The organism is Stenotrophomonas sp. YJH_SMC_79, from assembly GCF_059367995.1.
Genome location: NZ_JCAFRK010000005.1, coordinates 343,977 through 360,072, shown reverse-complemented (window position 1 = coordinate 360,072; position 16,096 = coordinate 343,977). Strand labels below are relative to the sequence as shown.

Genomic DNA, 16,096 nt, shown 5'->3' with positions numbered 1-16,096 from the left:
ATGTCGTTGCACCAGTACCGGCGCAAGCGCAGACTTGGCGGTGGCGCCGGGCAGACGCCGGAGCCCGACGATACGCTTGCACGCGCTGATCCCAGGCGGCGGCCGATCTTCGTCATCCAGCTGCACCATGCCAGTTCGCGCCACTACGACTTCCGCCTTGAAATGGACGGCGTGCTGAAGAGCTGGGCCGTGCCGAAGGGGCCTTCGCTGCGGGTTGGTGAGAAGCGACTGGCCGTGGAAGTGGAAGACCATCCACTGTCCTACGCCGGCTTCGAAGGAGATATTCCGGAAGGCCACTATGGTGCTGGCCATGTCGATGTCTTCGATCACGGCACCTGGGCCTGTGAAGGTGATCCACTACAGGCGTTGGCGTCCGGAAAGATCGACTTCGTTCTGCACGGGCAACGCCTGGCCGGTGGCTGGAAGCTGGTGCGGACGGCGATGAAAGGACGCCAGGTGCAGTGGCTGCTGATCAAGCGTGATGACAGCGAAGCGCGCGACGCCGAGGCGGATGATCTGCTGACGGCACCCATACCGCCACGGGCGCCTGCAGCGAAGAAGCGTTCCGCAGAGAAGGCGGCGCGCGCCGCGCCCGCCGCACGCACGGTCACACGCAAGGCCGATGCACGCTGGCATGCACGCGCGCTGAAACTGCACGGCGCACGTGACACGCCTTACCCACCCGCCTTCAAGCCGCAGTTGACCGATCATCGCGAAAGCGCGCCGGACGGCGACCGCTGGCTTCACGAGATCAAGTGGGATGGCTATCGCCTGCTGGCTGACCTGCACGATGGCGAAGTCAAGCTGCGCTCCCGCAATGGTCTGGATTGGACCGATGATTTTCCCGAAGTGGTGCAGGCCGTGCAGGCGCTGCCGGTGCGTGATGCGCGTCTGGACGGCGAGCTGGTGGTGCTGGACAAGGAGGGCCGCAGTGACTTCGCAGCGCTGCAGCGCGTGATCGACGGTAGCTCGAAACAACCGCTGCGCTACATCGTTTTCGATCTTCCGGGTGTGGCCGGCGTGGACATCAGTCGTGCACCGCTGGTGGAGCGCAAGGCGCTGCTGAAGGACCTGATCGGGCCGGCGCCCGGCATCCTGGCGTTCAGCGAACACGTGATCGACCATGGCCCTCAGGTATTCGATGCCAGTGGCGAGGCGGGATTCGAAGGCATCGTCAGCAAGCAGGTGGATGCGCCGTATGTGAACACCCGCGCGCGCAGCTGGGTGAAGGTGAAGCATGAAGACACCGACGAGTTCGTGATTGTCGGCTACACGGCGCCGAAGGGTTCACGGGTGGGCTTCGGTTCGTTGCTGCTGGCAACGCCGGACAAGGGTAGATTGCGCTACGTAGGGCGAGTCGGTACCGGCTTCGATGACGAGAACCTGCGCGCGCTGCTCAAGGCATTGCAGCCACTGGCAGTAAAGATGCCGGTGCTGCAGCTTCCGGCGCATGTGCCGTTCCGCGCTGCCAGCGTGCGCTGGGTAGAACCGCTGGCGGTGGCGGAGGTGGCGTTCCGTGGCTGGGGCAAGGAAGGCCTGCTGCGCCAGGCCAGTTTCAGGCGGTTGCGCAGCGACAAGCAGAAGGAGGACCTGGGAATGAGCACCGCAGATGCCGAAACCGGAGGTGAGGTCCAGATCACGCATCCGGAGCGGGTGGTGTTTCCAAAGCAGGAACTGAGCAAGGGCGACGTGGCCGATTACTACCAGCGCATGGCGCGCTGGATACTGCCCGAAATCGCCGGACGGCCACTGTCACTGCTGCGCTGCCCCGATGGCGTGGGCAAGGCCTGCTTCTTCCAGAAGCACCATGGCCCCGGCCTGGGGGATGCGGTGCATGCGGTGCCCCTGCAGCAGAAGAGCGGCCGCGAGGACTACGTCCATATCGACGATGCGCGGGGCCTGCTGCAGCTGGTGCAGATGAACACTCTGGAGCTGCATCCGTGGGGGGCGACGGTGGCTGACCCGGAGCATCCGGATCGACTGGTGTTCGATCTCGACCCCGGAGAAGGCGTCAGCTGGGCACAGGTGAAAGCGGGAGCGCGCGACGTGCGTGACCGCCTGCAGCAGATTGGCCTGCAGAGCTTCGTACGCCTGTCCGGTGGCAAGGGCGTGCATGTGGTGGTGCCGCTGCAGCCCAAGGCTGGCTGGGACGAGGCGAAGGCGTTCTGCGAGGCGTTCGCGCAGGCAATGGCGCTGGAGCAGCCTGATCGCTACGTGGCAACGATGAGCAAGGCCAAGCGCAGTGGCGTCATCTTCATCGACTGGCTGCGCAACACACGCGGTGCTACCAGCGTCTGTTCGTGGTCGTTGCGCGCGCGCGATGCTGCCGGCGTGGCGGTGCCGCTGCGCTGGGAAGAACTGGCCTGGGTGAGCGCGGCCGACGCGTTTCCGATGGCCAAGGCACTGGCGCGCGCGAAGCGGCTGAAGGGTGATCCATGGCAGGGCATCACGCGGCTGAAGCAGACGCTGCCGTCGCCGAAGCGGTAGTGCCGGCCGCTGGCCGGCAACTGCAGGATGGCCGAGGTTGCCGGCCAGCGGCCGGCACTACCTGTGTGCGCTCAGCGCGGATCGCGCGAGGCGCGGCGACCGAACCACCAGCCGGCCAGCAGCTGCAGCGGCAGTGACGCCAGCAGCGAAACGACGAACCACAGGGGAAAATCCGCGCCTGTGGTCCACATCGCATAGCCGCAGCCCAGCGCGATCAGCGACCAGATGGAAAAACCATGCGAACGCGGCCAGCAGGGCGCGTAGTAGGTGGCGAAGGAAATGCCGGCGACCCCACCGAGTACGCTGAAGGCCAGGTCCCACCCCAGCTGCACGCTGTTGTTGTCCGGCGACAGGCCCAGCAACGGCGGCAGCCAGCCGGCGACGCTGCTGACCAGCGCAAGCGACAGCACGCCGCCGATCAGGGCGACGATGGACAGGAACAGGGTCTTGAGCAGGCCGGGCATGCGCGCATTGTACGGCGGCGCGAAGTGCCTGAGGTTGCCGGCCAGCGGCCGGCACTACCGATGGGTCGGCACGGCCGCCGTGCCCGTGGGAGAGGGGTACGGAGCAGCGGCGGCCATGCACAGGCGGTCAGGCGGCGAAGTCGAGCACCACGCGGCCTTCGATGGTGCCCGCGTGCATGCGCGCGAACACATCGTTGATGTTCTCCAGGCGATCGGTACTGACCGTGGCCGCGACCTTGCCTTCGGCGGCGAACTGCAGCGATTCCTGCAGGTCCAGCCGGGTGCCGACGATCGAGCCGCGCACGGTGATGCCGTTGAGCACCATGCCGAAGATGTCCAGCGGGAAGTTGCCGGGCGGCAGGCCGTTGAGCGAAACAGTGCCGCCACGACGCACCATGCCCAGGGCCTGCTCGAACGCCTTCGGCGACACCGCCGTGACCAGGGCGCCATGCGCGCCGCCGATCTCCCTTTTCAGGAAGGCGGCCGGATCGGTGGTGCGCGCGTTGACGGTGACTTGTGCACCGAGCTGCCGGGCCAATGCCAGTTTGTTGTCGTCCACGTCCACCGCGGCCACGTTCAGGCCCATCGCGCGGGCGTACTGCACGGCCATGTGGCCCAGGCCGCCGATGCCGGAAATCACCACCCAGTCCCCGGGCTTGGTGTCGGTCACCTTCAGGCCCTTGTAGACGGTCACGCCGGCGCACAGCACCGGCGCGATCTCGACGAAGCCCACTTCCTTCGGAAGCAGGCCGACATAGTTGGCATCGGCCAGTGCGTACTCGGCGAAGCCGCCGTTGACCGAGTAGCCGGTGTTGCGCTGTGTCTCGCACAGTGTTTCCCAGCCACCCAGGCAGTGTTCGCAATGGCCACAGGCCGAGTACAACCAGGGGATGCCGACCCTGTCGCCTTCCTTGACGTGCCCTACCCCGCCTCCCACGGCCACGATGTGCCCCACGCCCTCGTGACCGGGGATGAACGGCGGGTTCGGTTTCACCGGCCAGTCGCCCTCGGCGGCGTGCAGGTCGGTGTGGCAGACGCCACAGGCCTCGATCCTGACCAGTACTTCGCCCGCCCCCGGGCGCGGTACCTGGACTTCCTCGATCACCAGTGGCTTGCCGAACTCACGCACGACGGCAGCCTTCATGGTCGAATTCATGTTCGGATCTCCGTAGTGCGCTTGCCCACAGAATGACGCCGGCTCGAGGCCGGCGCTTTGATCACGATCAAACCCTCGAGGATTCGTGCGGCAGGTTCAGCTGGCCAGCACCGACGCCTCGCGGGCCAGGCGTTCGATGGCGTCCCAGTCACGGGTCTGCAGCAGCGCCGGCGTGGTCAGCCACGAGCCGCCCACGCACAGCACGTTGGACAGGTGCAGGAACTGCGGCGCGGTCTGCGCGCTGATGCCACCGGTCGGGCAGAACCGCACATCGGCGAACGGGCCGTGCCAGGCCGCCAGCAACGCAGCGCCACCGGCCTGCACCGCCGGGAAGAACTTGAAGGTGTCGTGGCCGTGCTCCAGGCCCAGGATCAGGTCCGAGGCGGTGGCGGCACCGGGCAGGTACGGCAGGTCGGCATCGCGAGCGGCGGCATACAGCGCCGGCGTGGCACCGGGGGACACCGCGAAACGCGCACCGGCCTGCTTCGCTGCCTGCATCTGTGCGGCATTGAGCACGGTACCGGCGCCGATCACTGCATCCGGCACGGCCTCGACCATCGCCTTGATGGCGTCCAGCGCCTGCGGCGTGCGCAGGGTCACCTCGATCACCGGCAGGCCGCCGCGGAACAGCGCCTGGGCTACCTCGACGGCTTCATTCACGTCTTCGGGGGTGTACACCGGAATCACCGGTGCCAGCTTCAACAGCGCACGCAGGCGCGGATCAGCGCTGGACATGGTCTTGCTCCTTGCCCGACGGGGCATTGCGGATCGCCGCCGGGTCCGGCAGCGCAGCGGCGCATGATGCCATGCGCGCTGCGAAGGCGCTGGTACCCTGCCCTGCGACGGGTTCAGACCGCGTCGGCCTGCAGTGCCTGGATACGGCGCTGGTACCAGTCACCCCCAAGCGGATCGAACACCGCCGAACGTTCCATCGGCGCTTCGTACACATGCACCGAAATGGCCAGGGCTTCATCGCTGGCATTGCGCAGGGTGTGGTACTCGTGAGGTGGAATCAGGCTGCCGGCACTGCCGCAGCCGCCGCGCAGCACGGCATGGCGGCGGAAGCGCCAGCGCTCGCCGGCGCACTCCAGCAGTTCATAGCGGGTGATCTCCAGTTCGCCCGACCACACGCCCTCCACACACCACATGGCATCGTGGTCGTGCAGCGGCGTGCCCTGCCCTGGGCCCCAGCTCATGGCAATCACGCTGTAGCCGTGTTCGCGGCTGTGGTACAGCGGGCGTCGCGCGTAATGATCACTGACCGGACGGTGCACGCATTCGGGCAACTCGATGCGGCTGTCCGCGATGGTTTCCTGCAGCGCCAGCTGCAGGTCGGCGGTGATGCGCTCGGCATCACCGGAGGTCATCGCCGCGTCGACTGCGGCGATCAACCGGTCACGGCCACGGAACGCCGGAAACGGAGAGGTCTGCAGGTCCATGCCCCGACTGTAGCGGAGCCTGGTTAAGGGAATGTTGGTGTTCGCGCGCGTCGCACCCGCATTCATGGCAAGCACGCGTGAAAAACGGTTCAGATGCAAATGCTGTAGAGCGATCACAATGGAACCTCACGCGGTAGAACGTGTCGAACACGACGTGTTCCGCTCCAGCTGCGACATTCCGCAACTTCGCGCCCGACGGGCGCAAGGCTAGACTTCTCCGACTTACCTGGTTCTATACATGTCAGTGCGAATTATTAGCGATGCCGCGTTGCCGGCATCGAAGGGCAGGGCTGCCACGATCAACGACATCGCACGACTGTCGGGAGTTTCCAAGAAAACGGTTTCAAGAATCATCAACAACTCGCCGCTGGTGCGCAAGGACACCCGCGACAAGGTCGAGGCGTTGATGCGCGAGGTCGGTTACGTGCCCGACCCCCTGGCGCGCGGGCTCGCGTTCCGCCGCTCCTTCCTGATCGGCCTGGTGTATGACGACCCGGGCGCCCAATGCATCGTCGACCTGCAGCATGGCGCGCTGGAAGCGCTGCGCGGCACCGGTTATGAGCTGGTGGTGCATCCCTGCGACAGCCAGGACCCGGAGTGCGCGCAGGGCGTGCGCCGCTTCGTGCAGCAGCAGAAGCTGCATGGGGTGATCCTCGGCCCGCGTGCATCCGAATCGGTTGCACTCGCGCAGATGCTGGACGACATCGACTGCCGCTACGTGCGCATCAATGCACATGCGTCGGAGGATGAAGTACAGGCGGTGGTCACCCACGATCGCGATGGCGCGGCAGCAGCAGCGGGTTACCTGCTCTCGCTCGGCCATCGTGACATCGCAGTGATCGCCGGGCCGGGAGACCGGCGCGCGGCGCGTGAGCGTACCCATGGCTTCCTTGACCGGTTGGCCCAGGTGGGGCTGACCTTGCCGGGCGAGCGCGTGCTGGAAGCGGGCGATACCTTCGAGTCCGGCGTGCATGCCGCAGAGCGCCTGCTGATGGGCGGACAACGGCCCAGCGCGATCTTCGCCGGCAACGACGAGATGGCGGCCGGTGTCTACCAGGTTGCGCTGCGTGCGGGCATTGCCGTGCCACAGCAGCTGTCGATCGTCAGCTATGACGACAGCCCGCTGGCCTCGCGGTTGTGGCCGCCGCTGACCTCGGTGCGCCGCCATGTGTCCGACATTGGCCGCATGGCTGCGGCGATGCTGGTGCAGACCGGGGTGCCTGAGGCCCCGACTGCGGCCAGCGTGCATCCGCAGCTGATGGTGCGCGGTTCCTGCCGGGCCGTGGACGCCTGAGCGCCCTGCCCTTGCCTGCACCGCTGCAACGGCGCAGGCAGGCAACAACGAAAACGGCGCACCCAGATGCGCCGTTTTCACTGCGAAGCGGTGCGCGTTGTGCCTACACGTCGCCGCCGTCGGCCCAGCCTTCCCCCGTGCCCTTCTGGAACACGCGGTCATCGCTCTGCACGTCACCGGCAGGCAGGTGCGCCTGGTCGGCCAGTGCCGCGTAGATCGGGGTGAAGTCCGGCGACGTCGCCTGCATCAGCTGCTCGAAGCTGTCGATGACGAAGTAGGTCTTCTGGAAGGTATCGATGCGGTACTTCGTACGCATGATGCGCTGCAGGTCGAAGCCGATGCGGTTGGGCGCGGCCGATTCCAGCGAGTACAGCGATTCGCCCTTCGACGACACGATGCCGGCACCGTAGATGCGCAGGCCTTCGGGCGTATCGATCAGGCCGAACTCCACCGTGTACCAGTACAGGCGGGTCAGGTTCTGCAGCGCATCCGGGCCGATCGCGTGCGCTTTGACGCCGCCGCGCCCGTACGCCTCCATGTAATCGGCGAACACCGGGTTCATCAGCAGTGGCACGTGGCCGAACAGATCGTGGAACAGGTCCGGTTCGGCGATGTAGTCGATCTGGTCCGGGCGACGGATCCACCAGGTCACCGGAAAACGGCGGTTGGCCAGGTGGTCGAAGAAATCCAGTTCCGGCAGCAGGCCTTCGACGCCGACCAGGGTCCAGCCGGTGGCCGCGCCCAGTACTTCGTTGAGCTGGTCGAAGCGCGGAATCATGTGAGCGCTCATGCCCATCTCGTCCTGTGCATCCAGGAACTCCTGGCAGGCGCGGCCGACCAGCAGCTCGCGCTGGCGCTGGTACAGCGTGCTCCAGGTGGCGTGGTCGTCGGCGGTATAGGTGTCCCACGGCTGCTCGACGAGCGCGGTGGTATACACCGGCACGTAGCCCTTGTCGGTCTGCTGGTGTTCGACGCGGCGGGGCTGGGCGAGGTCCATGGGGCACTCCTGGATGGGATACCCACGATGCTAGGGCAGGGGGCGCGCAACAGGGTTGCAAAAGTTGCGTCGATTGGCCTTGTTGGCGCAATATCCTTGCGTACTCACCATGTTGCGGGGCAACAATGGCCGGAGAAGTCCAGTTCGATCGCACGGATATACGCCTGCTTGCTGAAATCCAGCGTGATGGGCGCGCCACCAACGCCGAGCTGGCGACGCGGGTGAACCTCTCACCCTCGGCCTGCCTGCGGCGGTTGCAGCGGCTGGAAAGCGAGGGCGTGATCGTCGGCTATGGCGCGCGGCTGGAACCACGGCAGCTGCGGCTGGGCCTGCAGGCTTTCGTGCGGGTGCAGCTGGAAAAGCACGACCAGGCCGCCATCGGCCACTTCGTGGACAGCGTGCAAGCGTGGGACGAGGTGGTGGCCTGCCATGCGCTGACCGGCGACATGGACTACCTGCTGCACGTCTACGTACGCGACCTGGAGCACTTCTCGCGCTTCCTGCTGGACCGGCTGCTCAACGCCGGTGGCGTGGCCGATGCCAATTCCAGCTTCGTGCTGCGCACGGTGAAGGGTTTCCAGGCACTGCCGCTTTCGCAGCTGGAGCCGTGATCATCCGGCGGATGTGGGAGAGCGTGACTTGCTTTGCATCCTGGGCGACGCAAGGCATTTTCCTACGGTGAGACGGATGAACCTCTGACAGAGTGACGCAATCAGCCTTCCTAGACTCACTGGACAACCCTGTCCGGAGAGATCGACATGAAAGTCTGCCTTGCTCCAGTCATTGCCCTGCTTGTCGCTGGCCTGATGCCGGCCGCTGCGGGCGCTTCCCCCCAGATCGCCAACGCCCAACCTCTGGCGCTGAGTTGCGGTACCACTGAATTCGTCGGCATGACCAGCAACTCGTCGACGCTGGCCAAGCGCCAGTGCAATGGTAGCTATGTCTATGGAATCGGCGTCTCGGTCAATGAAGCGGTGGAGAACCTCAACGGCTTCATGGCGGTGCTGCAGGCTGGCGTGAGCTGCAGCGCGGATGCCAGCAGCATCGTCAGTGGTGCCTACGGCAAGGGTGTTTTCGCCCAGTTCGTCTGCAATGGCTGGCCGATTGCCGGCGTGGGCAACTCACCCACCACCGCGGCGCGCAACTCGCTGGCCATCGCGACGGAAATGGCGGCCACGGGTACCCATTGCTCAGCGCCCCTGCAGGGTTCGTACTATCCGGAATCCTGGGGGTTCCGTTTCCGCTACGACTGCGGCAACACGCAGACCCTGAAGAGCTGGTCCATCAGTGGGCTCGGTGCCAGCATCGATGACGCCAACGTCATCGCCATGCGACTGATGCGTTATTCCACAGCGGCAGGCCAGAGCTGCAACTTCGAGAAGGCCGAAATCAATGGCGTCATTCTGCACGCCACGCTGGTCTGCAACGGCTCGTACATCCATGGCTACGGCAGCTCGGTGACGGCCGCAGCCAACGACGCACTGGCCCAGATCGGCGCCTGACCCGTCGTGAGGCCCCTGGGGGTGACCCGCATGGAGCGGGTTGCCCTCAGCACTTCTCCTTGCGGCCCATCAGCCTGCCCAGGCGCGATGCTTCCTCGCACTTCGGCGCAGCCACCGGCGCCGGTGCGGCTGCCGCGGCACGCGCGCGCTGCAGCTGCTGGATCTTCGCGCGGATCTGCGGCATCGCTGCCATCGCGGCCTTTTCACCTTCCAGGATTGCCGTGCCGCGCTGGCTGAAATCGGCAGCGCCGATGTCCAGTACCTTCGGGCGGATCACGATGTCGGCGCGCGCCAGTTCCTGCTCTCCCAGGCGCTGGCCCATGATCGAGATGGACTGGTTGACGATGCCCAGCATGTCGGTCGGCGCCTTGCCGCTGGCCTTGCTGGAAATGTCCACGGCGATCACGAAGTCGGCGCCGAGCTGGCGCGCGGCATCCACCGGCACCGGGCTGACGACACCGCCATCGATGTAGTTGCGGCCGCCGATCTTCACCGGCTCGAATACACCGGGAATGCTGCTCGACGCGCGCACCGCCTGGCCGACGTTGCCGCGTACGAAGATCGCGCGCTCGCCGGTTTCCAGCTGCGTGGCGACGGCGGCGAACGGCTTCTTCAGGCGCTCGGCCGGGCGGTTGGCGACCTGTTCGTTGACGTAGTCCTGCAGCTTCTGGCCCTGCACCAGGCCACCGGAAAACAGGCGCACGTCGCGGATGCTGGCTTCGTCCAGCGCCACCGCCTTGCTCTGCATCTGGAACGCGTCCATGCCGCTGGCATACAGGGCCCCGACCACGCTGCCGGCGCTGGTGCCGGACACCACCACCGGCTCGAAGCCGTTGGCTTCCAGCATCTTGATCACGCCGATGTGGGCGAAGCCCTTGGCTGCGCCACCACCGAGCGCGATACCGATCTTCACCGGCTTGGCCTGCGGCACCACGGTGGGAGCCGGTGGCGGCGTGGGGCGGACCGGGTCGCCACCGCAGCCGGCCAGCAGGCCGATCAGGGCGACGGACAGCAGCATGCGGGGGCGGAACAGGCTCATCGGCAGTGCGCTCGCGGCGCCGGATTCAGGAAAGGGCGCCAGCATACCGAAGCCGTGGCGGGGCGGGCAGGGTGGGGGAGTTGCCTATTCAGCAAAAAACGACCCCGGTAGGTGCCGACCTTGGTCGGCACACGCAGATTCCAGTGCCGAGCAAGGTCGGCACCTACCAAACGAATGGGTCAGAACCGGTTGTCACCGTCCAGCATCCGGCCAAGACCCCCCAGCACCGAACCTTCGCCGCGGCTCTGGCCACCGCCCTGCGGTGCGGCCATCCACATGCGGCCAGCCAGGCGCGAGAACGGCAGCGACTGCAACCAGACCTTGCCTGGCCCGGTCAGCGTGGCCAGGAACACGCCCTCGCCACCGAACAGCATGCTCTTGATGCCGGCGACCCGGCGCACGTCCATGTCCACCGTGGGGTGATACGCCACCACGCAGCCGGTATCCACGTCCAGGCGTTCACCGGCAGCCAGCTCGCGCTCGACCACGCAGCCGCCGGCGTGGATGAACACCCAGCCGTCGCCTTCCAGCTTCTGCATGATGAAGCCCTCGCCGCCGAACAGGCCGGTCATGATCTTGCGCTGGAACTGCACGCCGATCTGCACGCCGCGGGCACCGGCCAGGAAGCTGTCCTTCTGGCAGATCAGGCGCCCGCCATGCTGGTCCAGTTTCATCGCCAGCACGGTGCCGGGGTAGGGCGCGGCGAAGGCGACCTTGCCCTTGCCGTGGCCGCTCTGCGTGTAGACGGTAGCGAACAGGCTCTCCCCGGTCAGCACGCGCTTGCCGGCGGCCATCACCTTGCCCATGAACCCGCTCTGCTCGCCGTTGGCGGCGCCGAACACCGTGTCCATCTGCACCGTGGCGTCCTTGAACATCAGTGCGCCGGCCTCGGCGATGGCGCTCTCGCCGGGGTCGAGCTCGATCTCCACGAACTGCATTTCATGGCCGACGATGCGGAACTCGATGTCGTCGGCGCGGCCGCTGGCGGCGGCGGGGACCGGCGGCGGGGTGTTCGGCATGCCCGGCACCGCGGACTGCAGCTCGGTCACCTCGGCGATCGGCGTCCACCCGCTCATGCCCTGGCACCAGGCCAGGGCGCGTGGATTGGCCTGCGCGTAGCGGCGCGCGGCCTCGTCATCAAGCGGGCCGATGCGCTCGGCCTGGGCGGAGGCATGGAAGTACCACTGGGTCATGGCGGCGGGTCCGTCGCGGTGGAAACCCCGAGTCTAGCGAGCGCCCGGGGGCGCCGGCGACGGGGCCATGAACGGCGGGCATTTGCGGCGTAGGTGCTGTATTGCAACAATTATCTGGTAGCGCCGTTTTACCACCCCTCCAAACACAGCCTACCGCCATGTCCCCGACCCGTACTTCCCGTGGCCGCCTTCCGGTCGCGCGCCCCCTCGTTGCCGCTCTTTCCGCCCTGCTGCCGCTGGTAGCAGCCGCCCAGGAAACCCCCGCTGCCAAGGATCCGGTTGCCCTCGATGCCCTGCAGGTGACCGCGCAGCGCCGCGTCGAGAACGCCAAGGACGTACCGGTCGCACTGAGCGCGATCCAGGGCGAGAAGCTGGATGTGCTCGGCTCGGCCGGCGATGACATCCGCTTCCTGGCCGCGCGCGTGCCCAGCCTCAACATCGAGTCGTCCTACGGACGTGCCTTCCCGCGCTTCTACATCCGTGGCCTGGGCAACACCGATTTCGACCTCAATGCCTCTCAGCCGGTGTCGCTGGTGTATGACGACGTGGTACAGGAAAGCCCGCTGCTGAAGGGCTTCCCGCTGTTCGACCTGGCCAACGTGGAAGTGCTGCGTGGCCCGCAGGGCACGCTGTTCGGCCGCAACACCCCGGCCGGCGTGGTCAAGTTCGATTCGGCGCGTCCGTCGCAGGATGCCGACGGCTACGTGCGCGTGGGCTACGGCAGCTACAACAGCTGGAACGTGCAGGGCGCCTACGGCGGCCCGCTGACCGACCGCTGGTCGGCACGTGTCTCGGCGATCTACCAGCGCCGCGATGACTGGGTCGACAACACCCGCGCCGGCGCCCCCAACAGTGGCTTCGAAGGCTATGACGAAGCCGCCGGCCGCGTGCAGTTCCTGTACGAAGGCGACGACTTCGAAGCGCTGTTCAACCTGCACAAGCGCAAGCTCAACGGCACCGCGCGCCTGTTCCGCGCCAACATCATCCAGAAGGGCGGCAATTCGCTGGTCGAGAACTTCGACCGCGACAAGGTGGCCAACGACGGCGTCAACTTCTCCGACCTGGAAACCTGGGGTGGCAGCGCGCGCCTGCAGTGGAACCTCGGCTCGGTGACCCTGCACTCGATCACCGGCTACGAGACCGCCGAATCGCTCAACCGCGGTGACATCGACGGCGGCTACGGTGCGGCCTTCCTTGGTGCCGGCAACTACGGTCCGGGCCTGATTCCGTTCTCGTCGGAGTCGGCCGACGGCCTGCCGCACCACCGCCAGTGGACGCAGGAAGTGCGCATCGAGTCCAACGAATGGGGCCGCTTCGACTGGCAGGCCGGCGTCTTCTACTTCGATGAAGACGTGACCATCAACAACTTCAACTACGACTCGCTGACCCCGGGCAATCCGCAGACCGGCCACGTGGTGCAGAACCAGCGCAACAAGGCGTGGGCGGTGTTTGCTTCGGGCGACTTCGATGTCACCGACCGCTTCAAGCTGCGTGCCGGCGTGCGCTACACCCAGGACAAGAAGGACTTCAGCGCCAGCGTGCTGCAGGCCGTTCCGTTCGGCACCCCGGTCAGCGGCCCGTACCTGGCCAACACCGACGTCAACGACGTCAGCTGGGATGTCAGCGGCGTGTACAAGCTGACCGATGACATCAACGCCTACGCCCGTGTGGCCAAGGGCTTCCGCGCACCGTCGATCCAGGGTCGACTGGCCTTCGCACCGGGCCTGTCGCAGGCCGATTCGGAGAAGGTCATCTCGTATGAAGCCGGCATCAAGGCCGACCTGTTCGAGCGCCGCGCGCGCCTGGGCCTGAGCGTGTTCCGCTACAACGTCGACGGCCAGCAGCTGATCGCCGTGGGCGGCACCAACAACACCGCCACCCTGCTCAATGCCGACAAGACCATCGGCCAGGGCGTGGAGCTGGACCTGGAGGCCTACCTGGCCGACAACGTGCTGCTGACCTTCGGCAGCAGCTACAACGACACCGAGATCAAGGACAAGAACCTGGCGGTGGCGATCTGCGGCGGTGGCTGCACCATCACCGACCCGACCACGGTGATCAACGGCCAGACCTATGCGCTGGTCAACGGCAACCCGCTGCCGCAGGCACCGAAGTGGATCCACAACGCGACCCTGCGCGTGGGCTTCCCGCTCAGCGATGGCAGCGAGCTGTACGCCTACACCGACTGGGCCTACCGCAGTGCGGTGAACTTCTTCATCTACGAGTCGCCGGAATTCCGCGGCCGTAGTTCGCTGGAAGGCGGCCTGCGCCTGGGCTACAACTGGGATTACGGCCAGTACGACGTGGCCGTGTTCGGCCGCAACCTGACTAACCAGACCCGCGTGGTCGGTGCGATCGACTTCAACAACCTGACCGGCTTCCTCAACGAGCCGCGTACCTGGGGCGTGGAGTTCACCGCGAAGTTCTGATGCGGTCGCTGCGTTGATGCAATGAAGAAGGGCCGGCGCAATGCCGGCCCTTCTGTTTCACAGCCACCGGTAGTGCCGGCCGCTGGCCGGCAATGATCGATCCGGCAGGCGCTTACAACGCGCTCTGCGGGCGCACCTTCAGCACCGCATTCTCGGTGGCGCAGTCGCGGCTGGAATGCAGGCCGGCCTTGCGAGCAGCGGCGATCTCCTTGCGCGCGGCCAGCAGGTCCTTGTTGAACGCGGCATTGTCGTGCAGGCGGGCCACGGCGGCGGCGCCCATGAAGCGGCCTTCCAGGATGTCGCTCTGCCAGTGCACGTTGCAGACCAGGCGGCTCTCGCCGTAGTTGCGGCCGCGGGCCTGGATGGCATCGGCGCGGTCCGGCGCGATCTCCGACAGGATCAGGGCCCAGGCCCAGCCGATCGAGGTGTGGCCGGACGGGTAGGAGCCGTTCTTGCGCAGGCCGTCCTCGTCCTTCGGCGCGCAGGTCGGCTCACCGTTGACCATGAACGGACGCGGGCGCTGGTAGTGGTTCTTGGCCGCCTTGGTGGCGGCGCTGGCGTCGATCCGGCTGCGCTCCAGCAGGCGGTACAGCGCCGGCGTCTTCACTGCGTCGACGTCGATGTCGGCGGCGCAGGAGAAGTGGTTGGCGCCTTCCGGGAAGCCGAGCTCCGCATCGACGCCGGCCTGGGCGAAGCGCGGGCTTCCACGCAGTGCACGCGCTTCACGGCTGACCTGTTCGTCCAGGGCCATGGCGGCCGAACCGGCCACCGGCGGTGCTGGTACCAGGTCGAGGCTGGCCGGGACCGCATCCTTGTCCAGATAGCCCACCGCCTTGGTGGTGATGTTGGCTTCGACAGCGGTCGGCTTGGCGGCGGTGGCGGCGCAACCGGCCAGGCCCACGGCAATGGCGAGGCCGAGCAGCGGGCGGGCAGGGCGGGAAATCAACGACATGGACGGGCTCCGGAGAAAAAACACCGCGCCATGATCGCAGTCCGTATACGACACCGCAGTGGCCATCGGTCATACGGCCAGACCCGGCATGGTCATCAGAACAATATGAAAAGCGTCATGGAGTGGCGTCAGTCTCCTGAATCCGGGCGCAGCGCACGGACTTTCACGCCGCTGCACCGCGAGCATCGGTACTACGGCAGGCGCCAGCGCCGTCCAGTTCCAGCCGGGTCGGGGGGATCCGCAGACAGAGGGAGAGAAGCGATGCGCAGCACCGCAACAGGAAGTACCGTCCTGGCCCTGCTCCTCGGGCTGGCAACCGCCCAAGCGCAGGCCGTCGACGTGGTCGGCGTGGCCTTCGTGCATGGCACCGGCGCACAGACCAACGCCACCCAGGACTACTGGCAGCCGGCCATCATCGACACCGTGCGCCAGGGCCTGCCGAACAGCAGCAACTACGTGGTCATCAACTGTGACTTCACCCAGTACATGTGGAAGCCGGAAGCCGCCGGCTGCCTGGCCAACCAGCTGACCAGCTTCATCGACAGCCGAGGCATCACCCAGCTGGTGGTGATCACTCATTCCAATGGCGGCAACGTGGTGCGCTGGATCCTGTCCAACCCGACCTACGACAGCCGCTATCCGAAGATCATCCGCACGGTGCGCAAGGTCACCGCGCTGGCACCGTCTTCGGCGGGCACACCGCTGGCCGATGCGGTGCTCAACGGCAACACCTTTGAAACCTCGCTGGGCTGGCTGCTGGGCTACAAGAACGATGCCGTGCGGCAGCAGCAGGTGGCGAGCATGGCCACCTACAACGCGCAGAACCTGTACGGCACCGCAGGCCGCCCGGCATTGCCCAAACCGTTCCGCGCGGTGGTGGGCAGTGACGTGGAATCGGCGGTGTGGGACAGCAACAGCTACTGCGGTGGCTATGCCGCCAATGTCGGCCTGGAGTTCACCCAGAACTGGCTGTCGTCCTGCTCGGATGGCTTCCTGGAGTGCAGCAGCCAGAAGGCCGCCGGCACCACCTGGTTCACCGACAAGCAGCGCACCAAGGATGCCGAGCCGCTCAGCCACAACCAGAGCCGCCGCGAGTGCTTCGGCCTTGGCACGATCCTGCGTAACGACCTGACCCAGTGAGGGA

General features: G+C 66.5%; 14 protein-coding genes. 6 read left to right on the top strand and 8 right to left on the bottom strand.

Translation table 11 applies throughout. The features are described from left to right. Positions 1-2,487 (top strand): DNA ligase D, encoded by a 2,487-nt coding sequence (gene ligD / locus AC5P57_RS19145; protein WP_262235914.1) that lies wholly within the window; start codon positions 1-3, stop codon positions 2,485-2,487. 71 nt (positions 2,488-2,558) lie between these two features. Here the strand turns inward: ligD and AC5P57_RS19140 are convergent, their stop codons facing one another. From AC5P57_RS19140 to AC5P57_RS19125, 4 genes are all read right to left on the bottom strand, one after another. Beyond that, the gene (locus AC5P57_RS19140; RefSeq protein WP_262235913.1) at positions 2,559-2,951 is read right to left on the bottom strand and encodes a hypothetical protein; all 393 of its coding nucleotides are present in this window, start codon (positions 2,949-2,951) and stop codon (positions 2,559-2,561) included. Positions 2,952-3,078: 127 nt separating this feature from the next. Then, on the bottom strand, positions 3,079-4,107 hold the full coding sequence (gene adhP, locus AC5P57_RS19135) for an alcohol dehydrogenase AdhP (RefSeq protein WP_099554118.1): 1,029 nt from the start codon (positions 4,105-4,107) through the stop codon (positions 3,079-3,081). 96 nt (positions 4,108-4,203) lie between these two features. After that, entirely contained in the window at positions 4,204-4,842 is a 639-nt protein-coding gene (eda, locus tag AC5P57_RS19130) for a bifunctional 4-hydroxy-2-oxoglutarate aldolase/2-dehydro-3-deoxy-phosphogluconate aldolase (protein WP_262235911.1), read from the bottom strand. Positions 4,843-4,955: 113 nt separating this feature from the next. Further along, entirely contained in the window at positions 4,956-5,546 is a 591-nt protein-coding gene (locus tag AC5P57_RS19125; RefSeq protein ID WP_495219755.1) for a cysteine dioxygenase family protein, read from the bottom strand. Positions 5,547-5,784: 238 nt separating this feature from the next. Here AC5P57_RS19125 and AC5P57_RS19120 point away from each other — a divergent pair, with 238 nt between their 5' ends. Continuing rightward, positions 5,785-6,840 carry a LacI family DNA-binding transcriptional regulator gene (locus AC5P57_RS19120; RefSeq protein WP_099554112.1) on the top strand — a complete coding sequence of 352 codons (1,056 nt, stop codon included), beginning with the start codon at positions 5,785-5,787 and terminating at the stop codon, positions 6,838-6,840. 103 nt (positions 6,841-6,943) lie between these two features. On the opposite strand, the gene phhA is transcribed toward AC5P57_RS19120, so the two are convergent. Continuing rightward, the gene (gene phhA / locus AC5P57_RS19115) at positions 6,944-7,837 is read right to left on the bottom strand and encodes a phenylalanine 4-monooxygenase (protein ID WP_180851860.1); all 894 of its coding nucleotides are present in this window, start codon (positions 7,835-7,837) and stop codon (positions 6,944-6,946) included. Positions 7,838-7,962: 125 nt separating this feature from the next. Between phhA and AC5P57_RS19110 the strand changes: the two genes are divergently transcribed. Both AC5P57_RS19110 and AC5P57_RS19105 read left to right on the top strand, forming a co-directional pair. Beyond that, a complete protein-coding gene (locus tag AC5P57_RS19110; protein ID WP_046985032.1) occupies positions 7,963-8,448 on the top strand; it encodes an Lrp/AsnC family transcriptional regulator in 486 nt (161 codons plus the stop codon). Positions 8,449-8,595: 147 nt separating this feature from the next. Beyond that, positions 8,596-9,339 (top strand): hypothetical protein, encoded by a 744-nt coding sequence (locus AC5P57_RS19105; protein WP_099554107.1) that lies wholly within the window; start codon positions 8,596-8,598, stop codon positions 9,337-9,339. A gap of 46 nt (positions 9,340-9,385) precedes the next feature. Here AC5P57_RS19105 and AC5P57_RS19100 read toward each other — a convergent pair whose 3' ends face one another. Continuing rightward, positions 9,386-10,378 (bottom strand): patatin-like phospholipase family protein, encoded by a 993-nt coding sequence (locus tag AC5P57_RS19100; RefSeq protein WP_099604037.1) that lies wholly within the window; start codon positions 10,376-10,378, stop codon positions 9,386-9,388. A gap of 179 nt (positions 10,379-10,557) precedes the next feature. After that, positions 10,558-11,571: a TIGR00266 family protein gene (locus AC5P57_RS19095; RefSeq protein ID WP_262235909.1), complete on the bottom strand. Its 1,014-nt coding sequence runs from the start codon at positions 11,569-11,571 to the stop codon at positions 10,558-10,560. A gap of 158 nt (positions 11,572-11,729) precedes the next feature. Here AC5P57_RS19095 and AC5P57_RS19090 point away from each other — a divergent pair, with 158 nt between their 5' ends. Next, positions 11,730-14,000, top strand: a complete 2,271-nt coding sequence (locus AC5P57_RS19090) for a TonB-dependent receptor (RefSeq protein WP_099552628.1) — start codon at positions 11,730-11,732, stop codon at positions 13,998-14,000. A 112-nt stretch (positions 14,001-14,112) separates the two neighbouring features. Here AC5P57_RS19090 and AC5P57_RS19085 read toward each other — a convergent pair whose 3' ends face one another. Continuing rightward, complete coding sequence (locus tag AC5P57_RS19085) at positions 14,113-14,952, bottom strand: acid phosphatase (RefSeq protein WP_262235908.1); 840 nt, start codon at positions 14,950-14,952, stop codon at positions 14,113-14,115. A gap of 261 nt (positions 14,953-15,213) precedes the next feature. Between AC5P57_RS19085 and AC5P57_RS19080 the strand changes: the two genes are divergently transcribed. Further along, a complete protein-coding gene (locus AC5P57_RS19080) occupies positions 15,214-16,092 on the top strand; it encodes a lipase family protein (protein ID WP_262235907.1) in 879 nt (292 codons plus the stop codon). Positions 16,093-16,096: the final 4 nt, after the last annotated feature.

Excerpts from the sequence above, each read along its gene's own strand:
- AC5P57_RS19105 (WP_099554107.1), top strand. The coding sequence starts at position 8,596 with ATGAAAGTCTGCCTTGCTCCAGTCATTGCCCTGCTTGTCGCTGGCCTG.
- adhP (WP_099554118.1), bottom strand. The coding sequence starts at position 4,107 with ATGAATTCGACCATGAAGGCTGCCGTCGTGCGTGAGTTCGGCAAGCCA.
- AC5P57_RS19090 (WP_099552628.1), top strand. The coding sequence starts at position 11,730 with ATGTCCCCGACCCGTACTTCCCGTGGCCGCCTTCCGGTCGCGCGCCCC.
- AC5P57_RS19140 (WP_262235913.1), bottom strand. The coding sequence starts at position 2,951 with ATGCCCGGCCTGCTCAAGACCCTGTTCCTGTCCATCGTCGCCCTGATC.
- AC5P57_RS19110 (WP_046985032.1), top strand. The coding sequence starts at position 7,963 with ATGGCCGGAGAAGTCCAGTTCGATCGCACGGATATACGCCTGCTTGCT.
- AC5P57_RS19095 (WP_262235909.1), bottom strand. The coding sequence starts at position 11,571 with ATGACCCAGTGGTACTTCCATGCCTCCGCCCAGGCCGAGCGCATCGGC.
- AC5P57_RS19125 (WP_495219755.1), bottom strand. The coding sequence starts at position 5,546 with ATGGACCTGCAGACCTCTCCGTTTCCGGCGTTCCGTGGCCGTGACCGG.
- ligD (WP_262235914.1), top strand. The coding sequence starts at position 1 with ATGTCGTTGCACCAGTACCGGCGCAAGCGCAGACTTGGCGGTGGCGCC.
- AC5P57_RS19120 (WP_099554112.1), top strand. The coding sequence starts at position 5,785 with ATGTCAGTGCGAATTATTAGCGATGCCGCGTTGCCGGCATCGAAGGGC.
- AC5P57_RS19085 (WP_262235908.1), bottom strand. The coding sequence starts at position 14,952 with ATGTCGTTGATTTCCCGCCCTGCCCGCCCGCTGCTCGGCCTCGCCATT.
- AC5P57_RS19100 (WP_099604037.1), bottom strand. The coding sequence starts at position 10,378 with ATGAGCCTGTTCCGCCCCCGCATGCTGCTGTCCGTCGCCCTGATCGGC.
- phhA (WP_180851860.1), bottom strand. The coding sequence starts at position 7,837 with ATGGACCTCGCCCAGCCCCGCCGCGTCGAACACCAGCAGACCGACAAG.
- AC5P57_RS19080 (WP_262235907.1), top strand. The coding sequence starts at position 15,214 with ATGCGCAGCACCGCAACAGGAAGTACCGTCCTGGCCCTGCTCCTCGGG.
- eda (WP_262235911.1), bottom strand. The coding sequence starts at position 4,842 with ATGTCCAGCGCTGATCCGCGCCTGCGTGCGCTGTTGAAGCTGGCACCG.